We start from the raw sequence: 16,221 nt of genomic DNA on the forward strand, positions 1-16,221 counted from the left end.
GCTGCATGAGCAAAAAGTATGCAAAACACAAAATCTGGACCGTTCTGCTGGTGCTTGCGCTAGGAGCTGTTTTGGCGCTTTCCGGTTGTGGGGGATCAGGTGAAGGAGCAAAGCCAGAGGCAGGGAAAACACCAAGCGGAGCAGGAGAGGGCGTGCAGGACACACTCATTTATGGACGCGGCGGAGATTCCGTGGCGCTAGATCCTGCCATTGTGACTGAAAGCGAGTCGCTAAAAATCGGAATGCAAGTGTTCGACACACTGCTGGAATATAAGCAAAACACAACGGAGATCCAACCGGGGCTTGCAGAGAGCTGGGAAGTATCACCGGATGGACTGGTCTATACGTTCAAGCTGCGTCAGGGTGTAAAATTCCATGACGGAAGTGATTTTAACGCAGAAGCGGTTGTGTTTAACTTTGACCGCTGGGCTGATCCGAAAAGTCCATACAAATTTGAAGGTGACTCGTTTGACTATTATGATTCTATGTTCGGTCCTGAAGGAAGTAGGGTGATTAAGGAGGTTAAAGCGGTAGATGCGAACAGCGTCCAGTTTACACTAAACAAGCCGCAGGCGCCGTTTTTACAAAATATCGCTATGCCATCCTTTAGTATTTCAAGTCCCAAGGCTATTCAGGAGAAAAAGGCTGATTTCAAGAGTAATCCGGTCGGCACGGGTCCTTTTGTATTTAAGGAATGGAAACGGAACGATACCATCACGCTGGAGAAGAATCCAAACTATTGGAAAGAGGGGCAGCCGAAGCTGGCTAAGATCATTGTTCGTTCCATACCCGACAATACCGCGAGATTTAATGCTCTGCAAAACGGGGAAATTGACCTGATGGAGGATTTGAACCCGGATGATGCAAAGCAGTTAGACGGTAATAGCGAGTTGGTGAAAATTGAACGTCCCTCCTTTAATGTGGCGTACATTGGCTTTAATTTAAAGAAAAAAACCTTCAATAATCCCAAGGTGCGGCAGGCACTGAATCACGCAGTGAACAAGCAGGCCATTATTGATGCATTGTTTGCAGGGCAGGCTAAGCCTGCGGTCAATCCGATGCCACCTACGTTATGGGGGTACAACGATAGTATTCAGGACTACGCCTATGATCTGGATAAGGCTAAATCTTTGCTAGCGGAAGCGGGCTTTCCTAACGGGCTTCCCGAGCCGTTAACCTTCTATGCAATGCCCGTATCTCGTCCTTATATGCCTGACGGCAAAAAGGTGGCAGAGGCCATTCAAGCCGATTTTGAAAAAATAGGCGTCAAAGTAAACATCCAATCCCCGGAATGGGCTACGTATCTGGATGATGTTAAGGCGGGGGAAAAGGATGATCTGTATATGCTGGGATGGAACGGGGACAATGGTGACCCGGATAATTTTCTTTATACATTGCTGGACAAGGATACGATTCCAGGCAATAACCGCAGTTTTTATGTGAATGAGGAACTTCATAAAATATTGGTGAAGGCTCAGGTTGAGGTCGACCAGAACAAGCGTGGGGAACTGTATAAACAAGCACAAGTGATTATTAAACAGGATGCGCCGTGGATTCCATTGGTTCATAGCACACCGCTGATGGCAGGTAAAGCGAACCTCAAGGGTTTTGTACCTTCTCCGGCAGGTATTGAAGCGTACGGAAATATTTATTTTGAATAGCCCAAACGCAAGCAGGCGGTGAATAGGATATGAACTCATATATTGTAAAAAGACTGGCTATATTGATTCCTGTATTACTGGGCATGACGCTCATCGTTTTTTCCATTATTCATGCCATTCCGGGAGATCCGGCGGAAACCATACTGGGAGATAAGGCTACGGAACAGTCCAAGCAGGCGCTACGTGAGCAATTGGGGCTGGATAAGCCGTGGTTACAGCAATATGGGACCTATTTAGGTGAGCTGGCACAAGGGGACTTGGGCGATTCCATTCGCACCAGGCAGCCGATTGCCCGGGAAATGCTTCCTTATCTGGCGGCTACGCTGGAGTTGACAGTAGCAAGCATGTTTTTTGCTGTAGTAGTCGGAATGAACGCCGGCATCGTGAGTGCCTGGAAGCGAAATTCCTGGTTTGACTATGTCAGTATGGTCATTGCCCTGGTCGGAGTATCGATGCCGATTTTTTGGCTGGGCTTGATGGAGCAATGGATCTTTGCAAATAAACTGCATTGGCTTCCTTCCATCGGACGCATGAATTCTCGTGATCCGGTGGAAGCTGTGACACATTTAGCCGTGATTGATGCGATCATAGGTGGACGTATGGATCAGGTGTGGACCGTCATCAAGCATTTGATCCTGCCCAGTATCGCACTGGGAACGATTCCAATGGCGGTCATTGCGCGCATTACCCGTTCCAGCATGCTGGAGGTTATGGATGCGGACTATATCCGTACAGCTCGGGCGAAGGGGCTGGCATCTTTTCAAGTCGTATACAAACATGCGCTTAAAAATGCTGCGATCCCCGTACTTACTGTCATCGGTCTTCAGACTGGCTCACTACTGGGAGGCGCGGTACTGACAGAAACCATTTTTGCCTGGCCTGGCATCGGACGGTACATTTTTGAAGCGATCAGCTCGCGCGACTATCCGGTTATTCAAAGCGGAATTCTGATCATTGCGTTCCTGTTCGTCATCATTAATCTGATTGTCGATTTGCTGTACGCGGTGCTCGACCGGCGTATCCGTTATCAGTAATCAAGTCGCCAATTGTTCAAGGGGGAGCTTGTCCGATGTCACAATTTTCAATGGAACCCAACAACATACCGACGACACGCAGCACATTGGCGCATTTGCCTGTTGTGACTGGCCCTTGGAGAGACGCATGGAGGGCTTTCCGTCACAATAAAATGGCGTTCGTCGGCCTGAGCATTATTATCTTCTTTGTCATCATTGCTTTGATCGCGCCGTGGATTGCTCCTTTTGACTATAAAGAGCAAAATTTGGTGAGCCGTTTGCAGCCTCCTTCTGCGGAGCATTGGTTCGGTACGGATGATCTCGGTCGAGATTTACTGACTCGCACGCTGTATGGAGCCAGAATCTCGTTGTGGGTCGGTTTCTTGTCTGTTATTGGTTCAATGATTGTAGGAACAGCCTTAGGTTTAATTGCAGGATTTTACGGAAAATGGGCAGATATGGTCATCTCGCGGCTATTCGACATTTTACTGGCATTTCCGGGGATTTTGCTGGCCATTGCCATTGTGGCCATTCTAGGACCTTCATTGGAAAATGCGTTGTATGCCATTGCCATTGTCAATGTGCCAACATATGGACGGTTGGTTCGATCTAAGGTGCTGAGTGTCAAAACGGAGGAGTATATCACTTCTGCCAGAGCGCTTGGGGCCAATAATACACGAATCATCCTCCGTTATATTTTGCCTAACAGCCTGACACCGATCATCGTACAGGGAACGTTGGGGATCGGAACGGCCATTATTGAAGCGGCAGCGCTTGGATTTCTGGGCTTGGGTGCACAACCTCCTGAGCCAGAGTGGGGTAAAATGTTGTCCGATTCGCGGCAATATATCCAGAACGCGCCGTGGACAGTTATTTTTCCGGGGGTATCTATCATGCTGACCGTATTGGGCTTTAACCTAATGGGGGACGGCCTGCGGGATGTGCTTGACCCGAGGGCGAAGCGTTAGAGCAAAAGTGGTGAGGTATATAAAGTTGAGTAAAGGGGTGTTCTCTGGCCTGAATCAAATGGCTGGGGAACACCTTTTTTATATGACATTAAGAGCTTTCCGTAGGATACTCGCTTCGAAAGCACAATCCGACTGCGCAGTGACGCTAAAAGTAACTTTTACAGCTGAAAGTCATGTGAACTTTCCTGAGGCGCGAAAAAAATGTATAATCACTCCAATTGAGTACGTAGGGAGTGGGCTTTATGACATGGCAGGACAAGAGAGAGCATCGGCAATTTGCGGAACAGACACGAAGCGACGCTTCACGGGCCGCATATGAACGGGACTACTCCCGTTTAATCCATTCACCGACTTTCCGTCGGTTGCAGGGTAAATCACAGGTATTTGGCGCAGGCACGGGCGATTATTACCGCACACGACTGACGCATTCTTTGGAGGTAGCGCAAATTGCACGTGAAGCATCCCGAAGCTTGCTGCGCCGCCATCCCGAAGTAGAGCTGGAACAGGCAGATAACGCAGGACTGATCATTGACCCTGAGGTGGTAGAATGTGCTTCCATTGCACATGACTTTGGGCATCCCCCGTTCGGACACAAGGGAGAAGAGGTGCTGGACGGGATTTTGGATCAACTGATTGAAACAAAGGTAGAAAAGATATCCTCTGCCGGAGGCTTCACACCGGAGTCCAAGCGTGGACAGGAGGCCTATGCGCGTGAGCGACAAATTTATGAGCATTTTGAAGGGAACGCGCACAATTTCCGGCTGATTATGTTTTTGGAGAAGCGTGAGAACGTGGATGGTTTGAATTTGTCGGACGCTGTGTTACTGGGGATCAACAAATACCCGTACCCGGGGATTCTGAACAAAAAAGGGTTGTACCTGCATGAGTGGGAATACATACGTTCCATCCGCGAGGATTGGGGTATCCCTGATGGTAAAAAAACGTTGGAAGCCCAGCTTATGGACCTGTGCGACGATATCGCTTATTCTGCGCATGATCTGGAGGACGGGATTAAGGCTGGGAAAATCGAGGTACATGAGCACTTCTTATATGATCCGTATTTAATTCGTCTGATTACGGAGAAAATCACCACGTTGGAGGATAGCTTCTGGCAAGGCTGGCAACTGGCTCAGATTGAGCAGAAGGTAGCGGCTGTGCTGAGCGAATTTTTGAAGGTGTGGAACGGCAAGATGCCGATGTGTGAACACGATTATTCCCGTACCCGCCGTGAAGTGAAGGCATACTGGGTCAGCCTGTTTGTCAGCAGCTTGGGTGTAATTGAGGATGGAAATTGGAAAAAGGTGACCTTCGTACGAGATGGAAGCGAAGATTTGGATATGCTGCGCACTGTGAGTGTGTTGAAAAGCTTTGCTTGGGTTACGATGATCCGCGATCTGCGCGTACAGCGACTGCAAAAACGGAGTGAGTGGATGCTCAGACGGCTGTGGTTAGCTTTTCTAGACCCGGAAACGTCCAAATCTATTATTCCAAGCGACTGGCTCCAGCGCTATGAGCGCGACCAAGCCAAGGCGAAACCGATCTGGACATGGGAGCATATGGTCATAGACTATATTGCAGGCATGACCGATGCTTTTGCTGAAAAAATCTATAATGAGTTATACGGCCTGAAGGTGGGTTCGATTTATGATCTGGATTGACCTTTAAATTACCCCTATATAGTAGAAGGAACTGGTTTGTAATGGATAGCAGGAGGGAGGAATGTGTCTATGCAATCTCAGTCTTTATCTACGAAAAGGTTGAATCTCGGTGTGCTCGATATGGTGCCGTTGCTGCCCGGTAACCGTCCGGAGCAGGCGGTTCAACGAGCTGGTGAACTAGCAAGACAGGCAGAAGCATGGGGATATACACGCTACTGGACCTCGGAGCACCATGATATGAAGGGGCTGGCTTCCTCCAGCCCGGAAGTGCTGCTGTCTCATATCGGGGCGGTGACGAAGACAATCAAACTGGGTGCGGGTGCTATTTTGCTCCCGCATTATAGTCCAGTCAAGGTCGCGGAATGGTTTCATTTGCTGGCTGCTCTATATCCTGGCAGAGTCGAATTGGGCCTGGGGAGAGCACCTGGTGGTGGACCTCATGCTTCAATGGCACTGAGCGGTAATTTTCTTCAACATGTGACGGAGCTGCCACAGGCGATGGAAGCTCTATTGGCTTTGCTGGAAGGTACATACGAATATGAACAGGTGCCTGTGTTTGCCCGGCCGATGCCTGAACAGCCGCCAGCAGTGTGGATGCTGGGTACAAACCGAAAAAGTGCCGAATATGCCGCCCAGTATTCAACAGGCTATGTATTCGGTCAGTTTATGAGTGAACAGCAAACGGAAGAAATGCTAAGCATTTACCGCTCCAGCTTTCAGCCATCCAACCGGATGGACAAGCCACGTACCATGGTTGCTGTAGGAGCAGTATGTGCCTTGACGAATGAACTGGCGCAGCAATGGGCTGGTCAGATTTCATTGGGCGACCCGGCAATGCGAGCCAGCTGGCTGGTGGGAACGCCGTCGGATATTGCCGAACGGTTACGTGGCTTGCAGATTAAATATGATAATGATGAGTTTCTGTTGGTCACACCGATTCCCGATTATGAGCAGCGGCTTCACTCCTACCGTCTAATAGCGGAGGCTGTAAATTCTAACCTTGATTCCAAATGAAAAGAGATATGACATGAATAAACAGAAAACGAATATCGAAGAAATGAAACCAAGCTACATATATACCTATGCGTGTCATGAAACAGAGCGTGAGTTGTGTTTTTTGGAATTAAAATGCTTGTTCGGTCAGCCGCCCGTGCAGGACTCCATCCTATTGTCCCATCGGCGTCTGGAGCCGGGGACGAGCCCGTTTATTCATCTTAGGCTGGATGTAATGACAGATGCGGGAACGCTGGAAGAGCTATGCGAAGCAGCTTCTATGTTACAACTTGAGGAAGGAAAGACTTTCAAGGTGTTGTGCCTTAAAGAAGGTGACCATGAGGCTGACTATGACGAGCGGCGCGGGATCGAACGCCGAATGGGTGCACGCATTCATGGGCAGGCGCAAATGAAGACACCGGATATCACCCTTGGTGTTATTCGGATAGGAGAACGGTGGCTACTGGGCACGTGTCAGTATAGCGACAGATCGTGGCAGGAGCGTCGTCAGAAGCCGCAAAATTATTCTACTGGACTACCCGTTCTGGTTGCCAGAGCACTTGTGAATTTGGCAGCAACTGATCTAACAGCAGCAAAGGGAGAGTCAGGCTCATTGAAGCTGCTAGACCCGTGTTGTGGTATGGGCAATGTAATGATTGAGGCATTGAGTATGGGAAAGGATATTCGCGGTTGTGATATCAACCCGTTGGCGGTGCGTGGGGCACGAGTGAATTTGCGTCATTTTGGATATGAAGAAGATCTAGTGAAGCTGGGGGATATGAATATGCTCGAAGGCACATACGATGCGGCCATATTGGATATGCCCTATAACCTGTGCTCCGTGCTCCCGGCTGATGAACAAAAGAAGATGCTGCGCAGTCTGAGACGCTTGGCCGCGCGGGCAGTGGTCGTGAGCACGGAGCCGATGGAAACATTGTTATCCGACTCAGGTTGGACCCTTACGGAGCAATGCCGCATACATAAGACAGGTATGAGTCGGGAAATCTGGATCTGTAAGTAGTGTGTTAATACTGAGTTTTGTAGTTAACCACATTCAGCGGCAGTTCCTGATCAGCGGCATAGGCATTCAAATTAGTAAGAAAAATATCTACCGCCCGTTCGGCATATCGGTCCGTATCGCCTGCAATATGCGGTGTGATCAAGACATGGTCCAGACTCCATAGCGGATGTGAAGCAGGTAGCGGTTCTTCCTCGAATACATCCAGTCCGGCAAAGGCAATATGCTTTTGCTCCAAAGAGCGTACAAGTGCATCCGTATGAACGGTGCCACCGCGGCCTACATTAATGAAGAAGGCTCCCTTACGCATAGCTGCAAATGCTTTTTCGTCAAAGAAGTGATGGGTTTCCTTGGTGAATGGTAATATATTTACCACGATATCCGCTGCTCCCAATGCTTCGTGTAGTTGTTCGTTAGTATACATGTGCTCTACATGGGGAGCTTCCTTGCCGGAACGTCGGACGCCAATCACCCGCATGCCAAAGGCTTCTGCAATCCGCGCTGTTTCGCGGCCGATTTCGCCAACGCCTGTAATCAACAGCGTTTTGCCACGTAATTCCGTCAGTTGGCCTTTCGGTGGCTGCCATGTTTTCTGACGTTGCAAGAGAGCTGCTTGCTGTAAATAACGTGTATGCGATAGCAGCATGCCAAAGATCTGCTCTGTAATTGGAATTGCATGCACACCACTCGTATTCGTGAGTAAAATGTTACGCTTTTCCAATTCGGTAAGCGGTAGCTTGTCAATTCCAGCCGACCAGGTTTGTATCCACTTCAGTTTGCTGTCTGGGTGTAACGCCTCTTCGGCAATATGCTTTGACCAGCCTAGAATAACCTCGGCCTCCCGGATTTGTTTAGACTCCAATTCTTGAGCTTTGCCAATAATCAACTCGTAGCCCGGAGCTGTTGCACGAACTTGTTTTTTTTGCTCTTCCGTAAGTTGATGTAAGCTTAAAATGTTTCCCATAGTTCATAGCCTCCTCGATTTGGAGTTTCCAATATATTCTGGCGAACCATCCTTTCAAGAATAACAGATTGCCGAAAAAATTGCATAATTAGGGTAAAAGCGAGCTCGCGGTGTCACTATATATAACAACAAATGGCTTTACCCTGATTAGGGATAATCCAAACAGCTACTCTTTGAGATATCCACCAAGATCTATTAGGAAAGGAGGTATAGATTGATGAAAAATGAATCGCAAAGACTTTTTACAGCTATTGCTCTCCCAAATGAGCATAAGAAGAAATTACATGATTGGGTGGAGCAGGATTTAAAAGACCTGACTTTTCGCAATTGGAGTGATTTTAGAGATTACCACGTGACACTTCAGTTTTTGGGTGATGTGGAGACCTCGGTTATACCGAAACTTGAGCAGGTTTTAGTTCAAGCTGCAGCTGAGCATGGCCCGTTCACACTCGGCATTGGAGAAGCAGGTTTTTTTGGCCGTGAAGAATTTCCGCGTGTACTGTGGAGGGGAGTGACTGGGCAGCGTGAGTCACTGGATCAATTGTACCAGTCCATACTCCAGGCTACGGAACCGCTGGGTTTTAAACCCGAGGAACGACCTTATCGACCTCATATCACCCTAGCACGCTCGTACACAGGAGAACAGCCTATTCCACCGTCTATTTGGCAGTCAAATGACCGATGCAGCGAGCCGTGGGAAGTGGGAGAATTTGTTTTATATGCAACCCGAATGGGTCAAAAACCAATGTACCAAATAATTCAAACATTCCCATTAATGAGGTGAAAGCCTTGATCTATCAGCGAATTTAGTGATATAGTGTTTCAGCGTTATTCAAAAGGCGCATTTTGGGTTACATATCTGAGGAATGTGCTTAAAGTTAACGGGAGGAACATTATGGAAATCGTTAAAGAACATCGTTGGTTTGCACCTCTTTTGAGTGTGCTGCTTGTTTGTATATTGGGGATAGGCCTCTACGCTGAGGTTCAGCAAACACAGAAAAATCATAAAAATACACCTGTGCAATCTCTGAGCTGGTCAGGGAACTCTTCGGCTCCTTCATATGGCGACAGGATGGGGACCCATAACGGGTCAAACAGGACAAGCCCCATCTTTGTCGCTGCTCATGGGCAGCCAAGCTGGAAAGAAATCATGCCGACACCGTTACCCGCTTCCCAGATGAAGCAGGCGGAACAAGCTCGGAATAACGTTGCTACAGGCAAGAAAAAGCCTGAGGTCCAGCATAGCAAGTCCGCAATCCTAACCCCTCCTACAACCATCTACTTTACGAAGACAAAAATGCTCACTCAGGATGACAAGGCGTTGTCTACCTGGAGCTATCCTGTCTCCGCTAAAGAACTGCTCCTGCTGCAAAAAATAGTGATGGCAGAAGCAGAAGGCGAACCGTACGAAGGCAAAGTGGCAGTTGCCAACGTTGTCTTAAACCGGCTGCGGTCAGCCCCATTTCCCGATACGATTCAGGCAGTGATTTATCAAAAAGCGCAATTTAGTCCGGTCGCGAACGGGCGTCTTCGTCGTGTTCAGCCCAACCAGGACAGCATCCGTGCGGTTACTGCTGCTTTGAACGGCCATAAAGCCGTGCCTGATAACACCTGTTTTTTCCTGTCGCTTACGTTAGCCCAGGACCTTACGGTTCATCATTCGCGTACCAAGGTGAAAACTATCGGTCATCATACCTTTTATAAATGAGCATTTGGCATAAAACCCATGAGCGTTTCAAATCAGTAATGTATAGATTGAAACGGTTTAGTTGGCAGCCTTCTACAAATAACAGCCCTTTCTAAACAATAGGGTTCAGCTTTGTGAACGGATTTTGTGGTACAGGTGAAGCCAGTATGCAAAAGAGGTATAATAGGTAAAGGAAAGTAACCAAAATAATGAAAGTGACAAAGGAGGCGTAGATGATATGAAAATCACATATTATGGACATTCAGTTGTACTGGTAGAGGCAGAGGGGAAACGGATTATTATTGATCCTTTTTTGACGGGAAATCCTAAGGCAACCGTAAAAGCTGAGGATATTCAGGTGGATGCCGTGTTGTTGACACACGGTCATGCTGATCATTTTGGAGATGCTGTTGAACTTGCCAAGCGCAATGATTGTCCAGTAATCGCGGTCGCGGAACTGGCTGAATATTGTTCATCCTTGGGGGCCAAAGCTCACGGTATGAATCTGGGTGGGGGGCACCACTTTGACGGTTTCCATGTGAAATTCACGCTTGCGTTCCACAGCTCATCTTTGACGGTGGACGGACAAACCGTTTACATGGGAGAGCCGGCGGGGATTTTATTGACCATGGGAGGCCAAACCTTTTTCCATGCAGGGGATACTGGCCTGTTTGGCGACATGCGTCTCATTGGGGAAACTAACTCCATCGATGCTGCGGTATTGCCGATCGGAGATGGTTATACGATGGGACCGGAGGATGCACTGCTGGCAGCAAAATGGCTGCGTGCAAGCCGCGTAATACCGGTGCATTACAATACGTTCCCGGGTATTGAGCAGGACGGAGACGGCTTCTGTGATCGTCTACACAAAGAAGGCATTGAAGGGAAAGCATTGAAGCCCGGCGAAAGTCTCGAATTTTAATACGGATATCTGATTTGCGGGAATACACTTGATGGTCTATAAACTCATCAAATCTCCTTTGTCAGCCTTTTCTGTTCCTTAGAGGAATAGGAAAGGCTGTTTTTTAAAAGTGAATATTTATACATAAAAATGAGATATTTTTGCATTGATACGTTGAAGCTATAATGTAAAAGATTTATTATCACAATCATAAAAACTTTGAATTGCTAACATGATAGGTCAATGATAAAATGATAGAACTAATTAGATTCATCAGTGGAATCGACGTATTTTTCAAGTCAAGCCATTGCATAATTATTGAAAAACATATGCATTCAGCGGACCGTACCGCCTTGAATACGTCACATGTTTTGTCCCCCATTCCTCGTAGTTGTTCTTTGAGTTACCTCTTGTTGCCACTGTCTTCTATTCGGCCGCCTGTATTTCAGGCCAGCATGACTTTATAACAGAAAGGTTGCGTTCCATGAGACAGACAGGTTTACCACCCAAACAGGGACTATATGATCCCCAATTCGAAAAAGACGCCTGCGGCATGGGCTTTGTTGCCCACATCAAGGGAAAACCATCGCACGATATTGTAAGTCAGGCTTTGACCATGCTCGTGAATATGGAGCATCGGGGCGGTCAGGGAAGTGAACCAAACTCCGGTGACGGAGCAGGGATTATGATTCAGGTCCCTCATCTGTTTTTTCAAGAGGAAGCGGAGCGATTGGGTTTCAAATTGCCAAAGGCCGGACATTATGGCGTTGGTATGCTTTTTGTATCCAATGATCCCAAAGTTCGTGAGGTACATGAGCAGAAACTAAGAGATATCATCGTGGACGAAGGTCAAAATTGTTTGGGTTTTCGCGATGTTCCAACTTATGACGAAATGCTGGGGAAATCGGCAAAAGCAGCTAAACCGGGCGTGCGTCAGGTATTCATCGGTCGCAGTAGCGATCTAAAGGAAGAGCTGGACTTCGAACGGAAACTGTATGTCATTCGCAAACGTGCAGAGCTTGCTATTCGCTATAACCAAGAGGATGAGAACGGTGAGTCGTTCTATATTCCAAGTTTGTCATGTCGCAAGGTTGTATACAAAGGAATGCTGACAACCGAGCAGGTAGGCAAATTTTATCTGGATTTGCAGGATGAGCGGGTGACATCGGCGATCGCGCTGGTCCATTCCCGTTTTAGCACGAATACGTTCCCGAGCTGGGACCGTGCGCATCCTTATCGTTTTATGATTCACAACGGTGAAATCAATACTATGCGCGGCAACGTGAACTGGATGCATGCTCGCCAGGCGCAGTTTGAAAGCGAAGCGTTTGGTGGAGATATCAAGAAGGTAAAACCAGTCATTAACCCAGATGGCTCCGATACAGCCATGTTTGATAATACGCTGGAGTTTCTGTATCTGAGCGGACGTTCCCTTCCTCATGTAGCCATGATGATGGTGCCGGAGCCTTGGAACAAGCATGAAACCATGGACCCGAAGAAGCGAGCATTTTATGAATATCACAGCACCATGATGGAACCGTGGGACGGACCTGCTGCGATGGCGTTTACAGACGGTATCCAAATCGGAGCCATTCTCGACCGCAACGGTCTGCGTCCTGCACGTTACTATGTGACCAAGGACGATCTGATCGCACTGTCTTCAGAGGCGGGTGTATTGGATATTGCTCCTGAAAATGTGCTCTATAAGGATCGTCTCCGTCCGGGTCGTATGCTGTTGGTTGATACCCAAGAAGGCCGTATCGTTTCTGACGAAGAGTTAAAGGAACGCATCGCTTCCGAGGAACCTTATCAGCAATGGCTGGATGAGCACTTGGTTGATCTGGATGAGCTGCCAGAAGCACTAGAACAGCCGGAGCCTAAACATGAAAATGTAAATCAGCTTCAGCTCGCTTTTGGATATACGTTTGAAGAACTGCGCAAAATTCTGGAGCCGATGGCACTTACAGGTGCAGAACCGATTGGCTCAATGGGGTACGACGCACCATTGGCGGTGCTGTCTGATCGTCCGCAACGTTTGTACAATTACTTTAAACAAATGTTTGCCCAAGTCACGAACCCGCCGATTGACGCCATTCGTGAAGAGATTGTAACGTCAACCGCAACTACGATTGGGCCAGAGCGCAATTTACTGCATCCAGAACCGGAAAGCTGTCGTCAGATTCGTTTGGATTCGCCGGTGTTGTCGAATGAGGAGTTTGCCAAAATTCGCCACGTACACCGTCCGGGCTTCAAATCAATGACAATTCCGATCTTCTTTGAAGCGAAGGAAGGTGCTGAGGGCTTACGCAAGGCGCTGGAAGGATTGTTTGAGGCGGCTGACCGTGTCATTGACAAAGGTCATAACATCCTGATTTTGTCCGACCGTGGAGTGGATGCGGAAAATGCGGCCATTCCGGCGTTGCTAGCTGTTTCCAGCCTGCATCACCATCTGATTAAGCAGGGTACACGTACACGTGTGAGCATTTTGCTGGAGTCCGGGGAGCCAAGGGATATTCACCATTATGCGGTGCTGCTTGGATACGGTGTGAGCGCGGTTAATCCTTATCTGGCTTTTGAAACGCTGGATGTCATGATTCAGCAGGGCTTGCTGCGCGGCATCTCGCACGAAAAGGCAGTTAAAAATTATATTAAAGCGGCAACAAAGGGTGTCGTTAAAATATTGTCCAAAATGGGTATTTCCACGATTCAGTCGTACCGTGGAGCACAAATTTTTGAGGCTGTAGGTCTGAAACAGGATTTTGTTGACCGTTATTTCACCTGGACACCTTCCCGCATTGGCGGTATCGGTCTGGAGGAAGTGACTACGGAAGCGCTCGTTCATCATAACCGTGCTTTCACCGACAAGGACGGCAACGACAAAGTGCTGGATTCGGGCGGCGACTATCAATGGCGTAACGACGGGGAAGAGCATTTGTTTAACCCGCAAACGGTGCATTTGCTCCAGCAGTCGGTTCGCTCTGGAGACTACAAGTTATACAAGAAATACGCCAAGCTGGTGCAGGGCGAAACGGAACAGCATTTAACGATCCGCTCGATGCTTCAGTTGAAGCCTACGGGTGAGCCTGTGCCGCTGGAAGAAGTGGAATCCGCTGCATCCATTATGCGTCGCTTCAAGACAGGAGCCATGTCCTTTGGCTCGATCAGTCAGGAAGCGCATGAAGATATGGCGATTGCGATGAATCGGATCGGTGGCAAGAGCAATACGGGTGAAGGTGGGGAGAACCCTGCACGTTTCATTCCGGATGCCAATGGCGATTCTCGTCGCAGTTCGATTAAGCAGGTAGCGTCAGGCCGATTCGGTGTAACATCGAATTACTTGGTGAATGCCGACGAAATTCAGATCAAAATGGCGCAAGGCGCGAAGCCGGGTGAAGGTGGACAACTGCCAGGACGTAAGGTATACCCTTGGGTTGCTGAGGTACGTGGTTCTACGCCAGGAGTAGGTTTGATTTCACCACCGCCGCATCACGATATTTATTCTATCGAGGATTTGGCAGAGCTCATCTATGATCTCAAAAACGCCAATCCGCGTGCTGACATTAACGTGAAACTGGTGTCAGAAGTAGGCGTAGGCACGATTGCTACAGGGGTAGCAAAAGGCCGTGCTGACATTATTCTGGTCAGCGGTTACGACGGTGGTACAGGCGCTTCCCCGCAAGGCTCCATTCGCCATGCAGGTATGCCTTGGGAGCTGGGTCTGGCGGAGACGCATCAGACGCTGATGTTAAACAACCTGCGCGACCGCGTGGTATTGGAGACAGACGGCAAGATGCTGTCTGGCCGCGATTTGGTAGTAGCTGCCCTGTTGGGCGCGGAAGAATACGGCTTCTCTACAGCGCCGCTCGTGGCGTTGGGCTGTATTATGATGCGGGTATGCCAAATGGATACATGTCCGGTTGGTGTGGCTACGCAGAATCCGGAGCTGCGCAAAAATTATATGGGCGATCCTGCCCATGTGGTGAATTTTATGCGTTTCATCGCAGAAGATGTCCGTGAAATTATGGCGGAATTGGGCTTCCGTACAATTCAGGAAATGATTGGACGTACGGATTGTCTGGATACCGTGAACGCCGATTCGCATTGGAAGAAGAAGGGCGTAGACCTGAGCTTGCTGTTGCATGTTCCTGAGTTGGAAGAAGGTAGTGTACGTTACCGCGTACAACGCCAAAATCACGGTCTGGAAGAAACACTCGACATGCAGCAGCTCGTACCGATGGCTGCGGAAGCGCTGGAGAACGGAACGCCTGTTGAGGGTACCTTACCTATTACAAACGTAAATCGGGCGGTAGGAACGATTCTGGGCAGCGAGGTCACCCGTAAGTATGGAGCGGCGGGTCTGCCAGAGGATACGATTCGCTTTAACTTTATTGGATCGGCAGGTCAGAGCTTCGGGGCATTTATTCCGAAAGGCATCACGCTGAGCGTGGAAGGCGATAGCAATGACTATGTCGGTAAAGGGCTATCTGGCGGTAAGGTTATAGTGAAAAAGTCTCACAAAGCAACCTTTAAGGCAGAAGAGAACATTATTATCGGAAATACAGCCTTGTATGGAGCGACCAGCGGTGAAGCTTACATTAGCGGAATCGCAGGCGAGCGCTTTGCCGTTCGGAACTCCGGCGCACGTATTGTAGTTGAGGGCGTTGGGGATCATGGTTGCGAATATATGACGGGCGGACGTGTAGCGGTATTGGGTGGAACCGGACGGAATTTTGGAGCCGGAATGTCCGGAGGTATTGCATATGTCTATGACCCTGAGGGGACGTTCCTGAGCCGTTGTAATCTGGAAATGGTGTTGCTGGAAGGTGTGGAAGAACCTGCAGAAGCAGCGGATTTGCGCGGCTTGATTCAACGCCATGTCACTTACACGGGTAGTGAAGCGGGACAACGTATTTTGGATGATTGGCAGACTGCGATTCAGCAGTTTGTACGGGTGATTCCAAAGGATTACAAGCGTATGGTTGAACAGATCCAAAAAGAAGAGGCAACTGGTTTGAGCGGAGATGAAGCTCTGTTGGCAGCATTTGAAGCCAATATGCGTGAATTGGCGCGTGCCGGGGGCTAAAATGTAGACTACCAAATTTACTAAAAAAGGACTCGCTGAATACCGCTGTTATAATCACGGTGGTACCAGCAAGTCTTTTTTAGGTTGCTAAAAATGTGATTCATTTCCTTGACAAACGTCATAAATTCTGACATTACCCCCAAAATGTTTTCCTGAAACGGTAAATATGTTATAAAAAGTACCAAATTTTTTGGAATGTAACCGTTTACGTAAGAGTTTATGTCTTGTTATTTATTTTTGGATTGGTTATGATTTTTTTAGAGTACACAAACAAA

The 16,221-nt window shown here is 48.4% G+C and carries 11 protein-coding genes; 10 read left to right on the plus strand and 1 reads right to left on the minus strand.

The window, feature by feature from the left end; genetic code table 11:
• Positions 1-5: 5 nt before the first annotated feature.
• The 6 genes from ACM1ND_RS06160 to ACM1ND_RS06185 all read left to right on the plus strand — a co-directional run bounded on the left by ACM1ND_RS06160 (position 6) and on the right by ACM1ND_RS06185 (position 7,314).
• Positions 6-1,661 carry an ABC transporter substrate-binding protein gene (locus tag ACM1ND_RS06160; RefSeq protein WP_023987405.1) on the plus strand — a complete coding sequence of 552 codons (1,656 nt, stop codon included), beginning with the start codon at positions 6-8 and terminating at the stop codon, positions 1,659-1,661.
• Between the two features lie 29 nt (positions 1,662-1,690).
• Positions 1,691-2,695 (plus strand): ABC transporter permease, encoded by a 1,005-nt coding sequence (locus ACM1ND_RS06165; protein WP_023987406.1) that lies wholly within the window; start codon positions 1,691-1,693, stop codon positions 2,693-2,695.
• A 35-nt stretch (positions 2,696-2,730) separates the two neighbouring features.
• Complete coding sequence (nikC, locus tag ACM1ND_RS06170; RefSeq protein ID WP_023987407.1) at positions 2,731-3,642, plus strand: nickel transporter permease; 912 nt, start codon at positions 2,731-2,733, stop codon at positions 3,640-3,642.
• Positions 3,643-3,884: 242 nt separating this feature from the next.
• The gene (locus ACM1ND_RS06175; RefSeq protein ID WP_053324845.1) at positions 3,885-5,300 is read left to right on the plus strand and encodes a deoxyguanosinetriphosphate triphosphohydrolase family protein; all 1,416 of its coding nucleotides are present in this window, start codon (positions 3,885-3,887) and stop codon (positions 5,298-5,300) included.
• A 69-nt stretch (positions 5,301-5,369) separates the two neighbouring features.
• Positions 5,370-6,314: an MsnO8 family LLM class oxidoreductase gene (locus ACM1ND_RS06180; RefSeq protein WP_418028013.1), complete on the plus strand. Its 945-nt coding sequence runs from the start codon at positions 5,370-5,372 to the stop codon at positions 6,312-6,314.
• 13 nt (positions 6,315-6,327) lie between these two features.
• Positions 6,328-7,314: an RNA methyltransferase gene (locus tag ACM1ND_RS06185; RefSeq protein ID WP_418027296.1), complete on the plus strand. Its 987-nt coding sequence runs from the start codon at positions 6,328-6,330 to the stop codon at positions 7,312-7,314.
• A gap of 4 nt (positions 7,315-7,318) precedes the next feature.
• On the opposite strand, the gene ACM1ND_RS06190 is transcribed toward ACM1ND_RS06185, so the two are convergent.
• The gene (locus tag ACM1ND_RS06190) at positions 7,319-8,275 is read right to left on the minus strand and encodes a D-2-hydroxyacid dehydrogenase (protein WP_076157882.1); all 957 of its coding nucleotides are present in this window, start codon (positions 8,273-8,275) and stop codon (positions 7,319-7,321) included.
• A gap of 217 nt (positions 8,276-8,492) precedes the next feature.
• Here ACM1ND_RS06190 and thpR point away from each other — a divergent pair, with 217 nt between their 5' ends.
• From thpR to gltB, 4 genes are all read left to right on the plus strand, one after another.
• Positions 8,493-9,059 carry an RNA 2',3'-cyclic phosphodiesterase gene (gene thpR / locus ACM1ND_RS06195; RefSeq protein ID WP_418027298.1) on the plus strand — a complete coding sequence of 189 codons (567 nt, stop codon included), beginning with the start codon at positions 8,493-8,495 and terminating at the stop codon, positions 9,057-9,059.
• Positions 9,060-9,170: 111 nt separating this feature from the next.
• Positions 9,171-9,983 (plus strand): cell wall hydrolase, encoded by an 813-nt coding sequence (locus ACM1ND_RS06200; protein ID WP_418027300.1) that lies wholly within the window; start codon positions 9,171-9,173, stop codon positions 9,981-9,983.
• A gap of 217 nt (positions 9,984-10,200) precedes the next feature.
• Entirely contained in the window at positions 10,201-10,884 is a 684-nt protein-coding gene (locus tag ACM1ND_RS06205; protein ID WP_418027302.1) for a metal-dependent hydrolase, read from the plus strand.
• Positions 10,885-11,347: 463 nt separating this feature from the next.
• A complete protein-coding gene (gene gltB, locus ACM1ND_RS06210) occupies positions 11,348-15,946 on the plus strand; it encodes a glutamate synthase large subunit (RefSeq protein ID WP_068938671.1) in 4,599 nt (1,532 codons plus the stop codon).
• Positions 15,947-16,221: the final 275 nt, after the last annotated feature.

This window comes from Paenibacillus sp. JJ1722, from assembly GCF_048282685.1.
In the GTDB taxonomy this organism is placed as follows: domain Bacteria; phylum Bacillota; class Bacilli; order Paenibacillales; family Paenibacillaceae; genus Paenibacillus; species Paenibacillus polymyxa_B.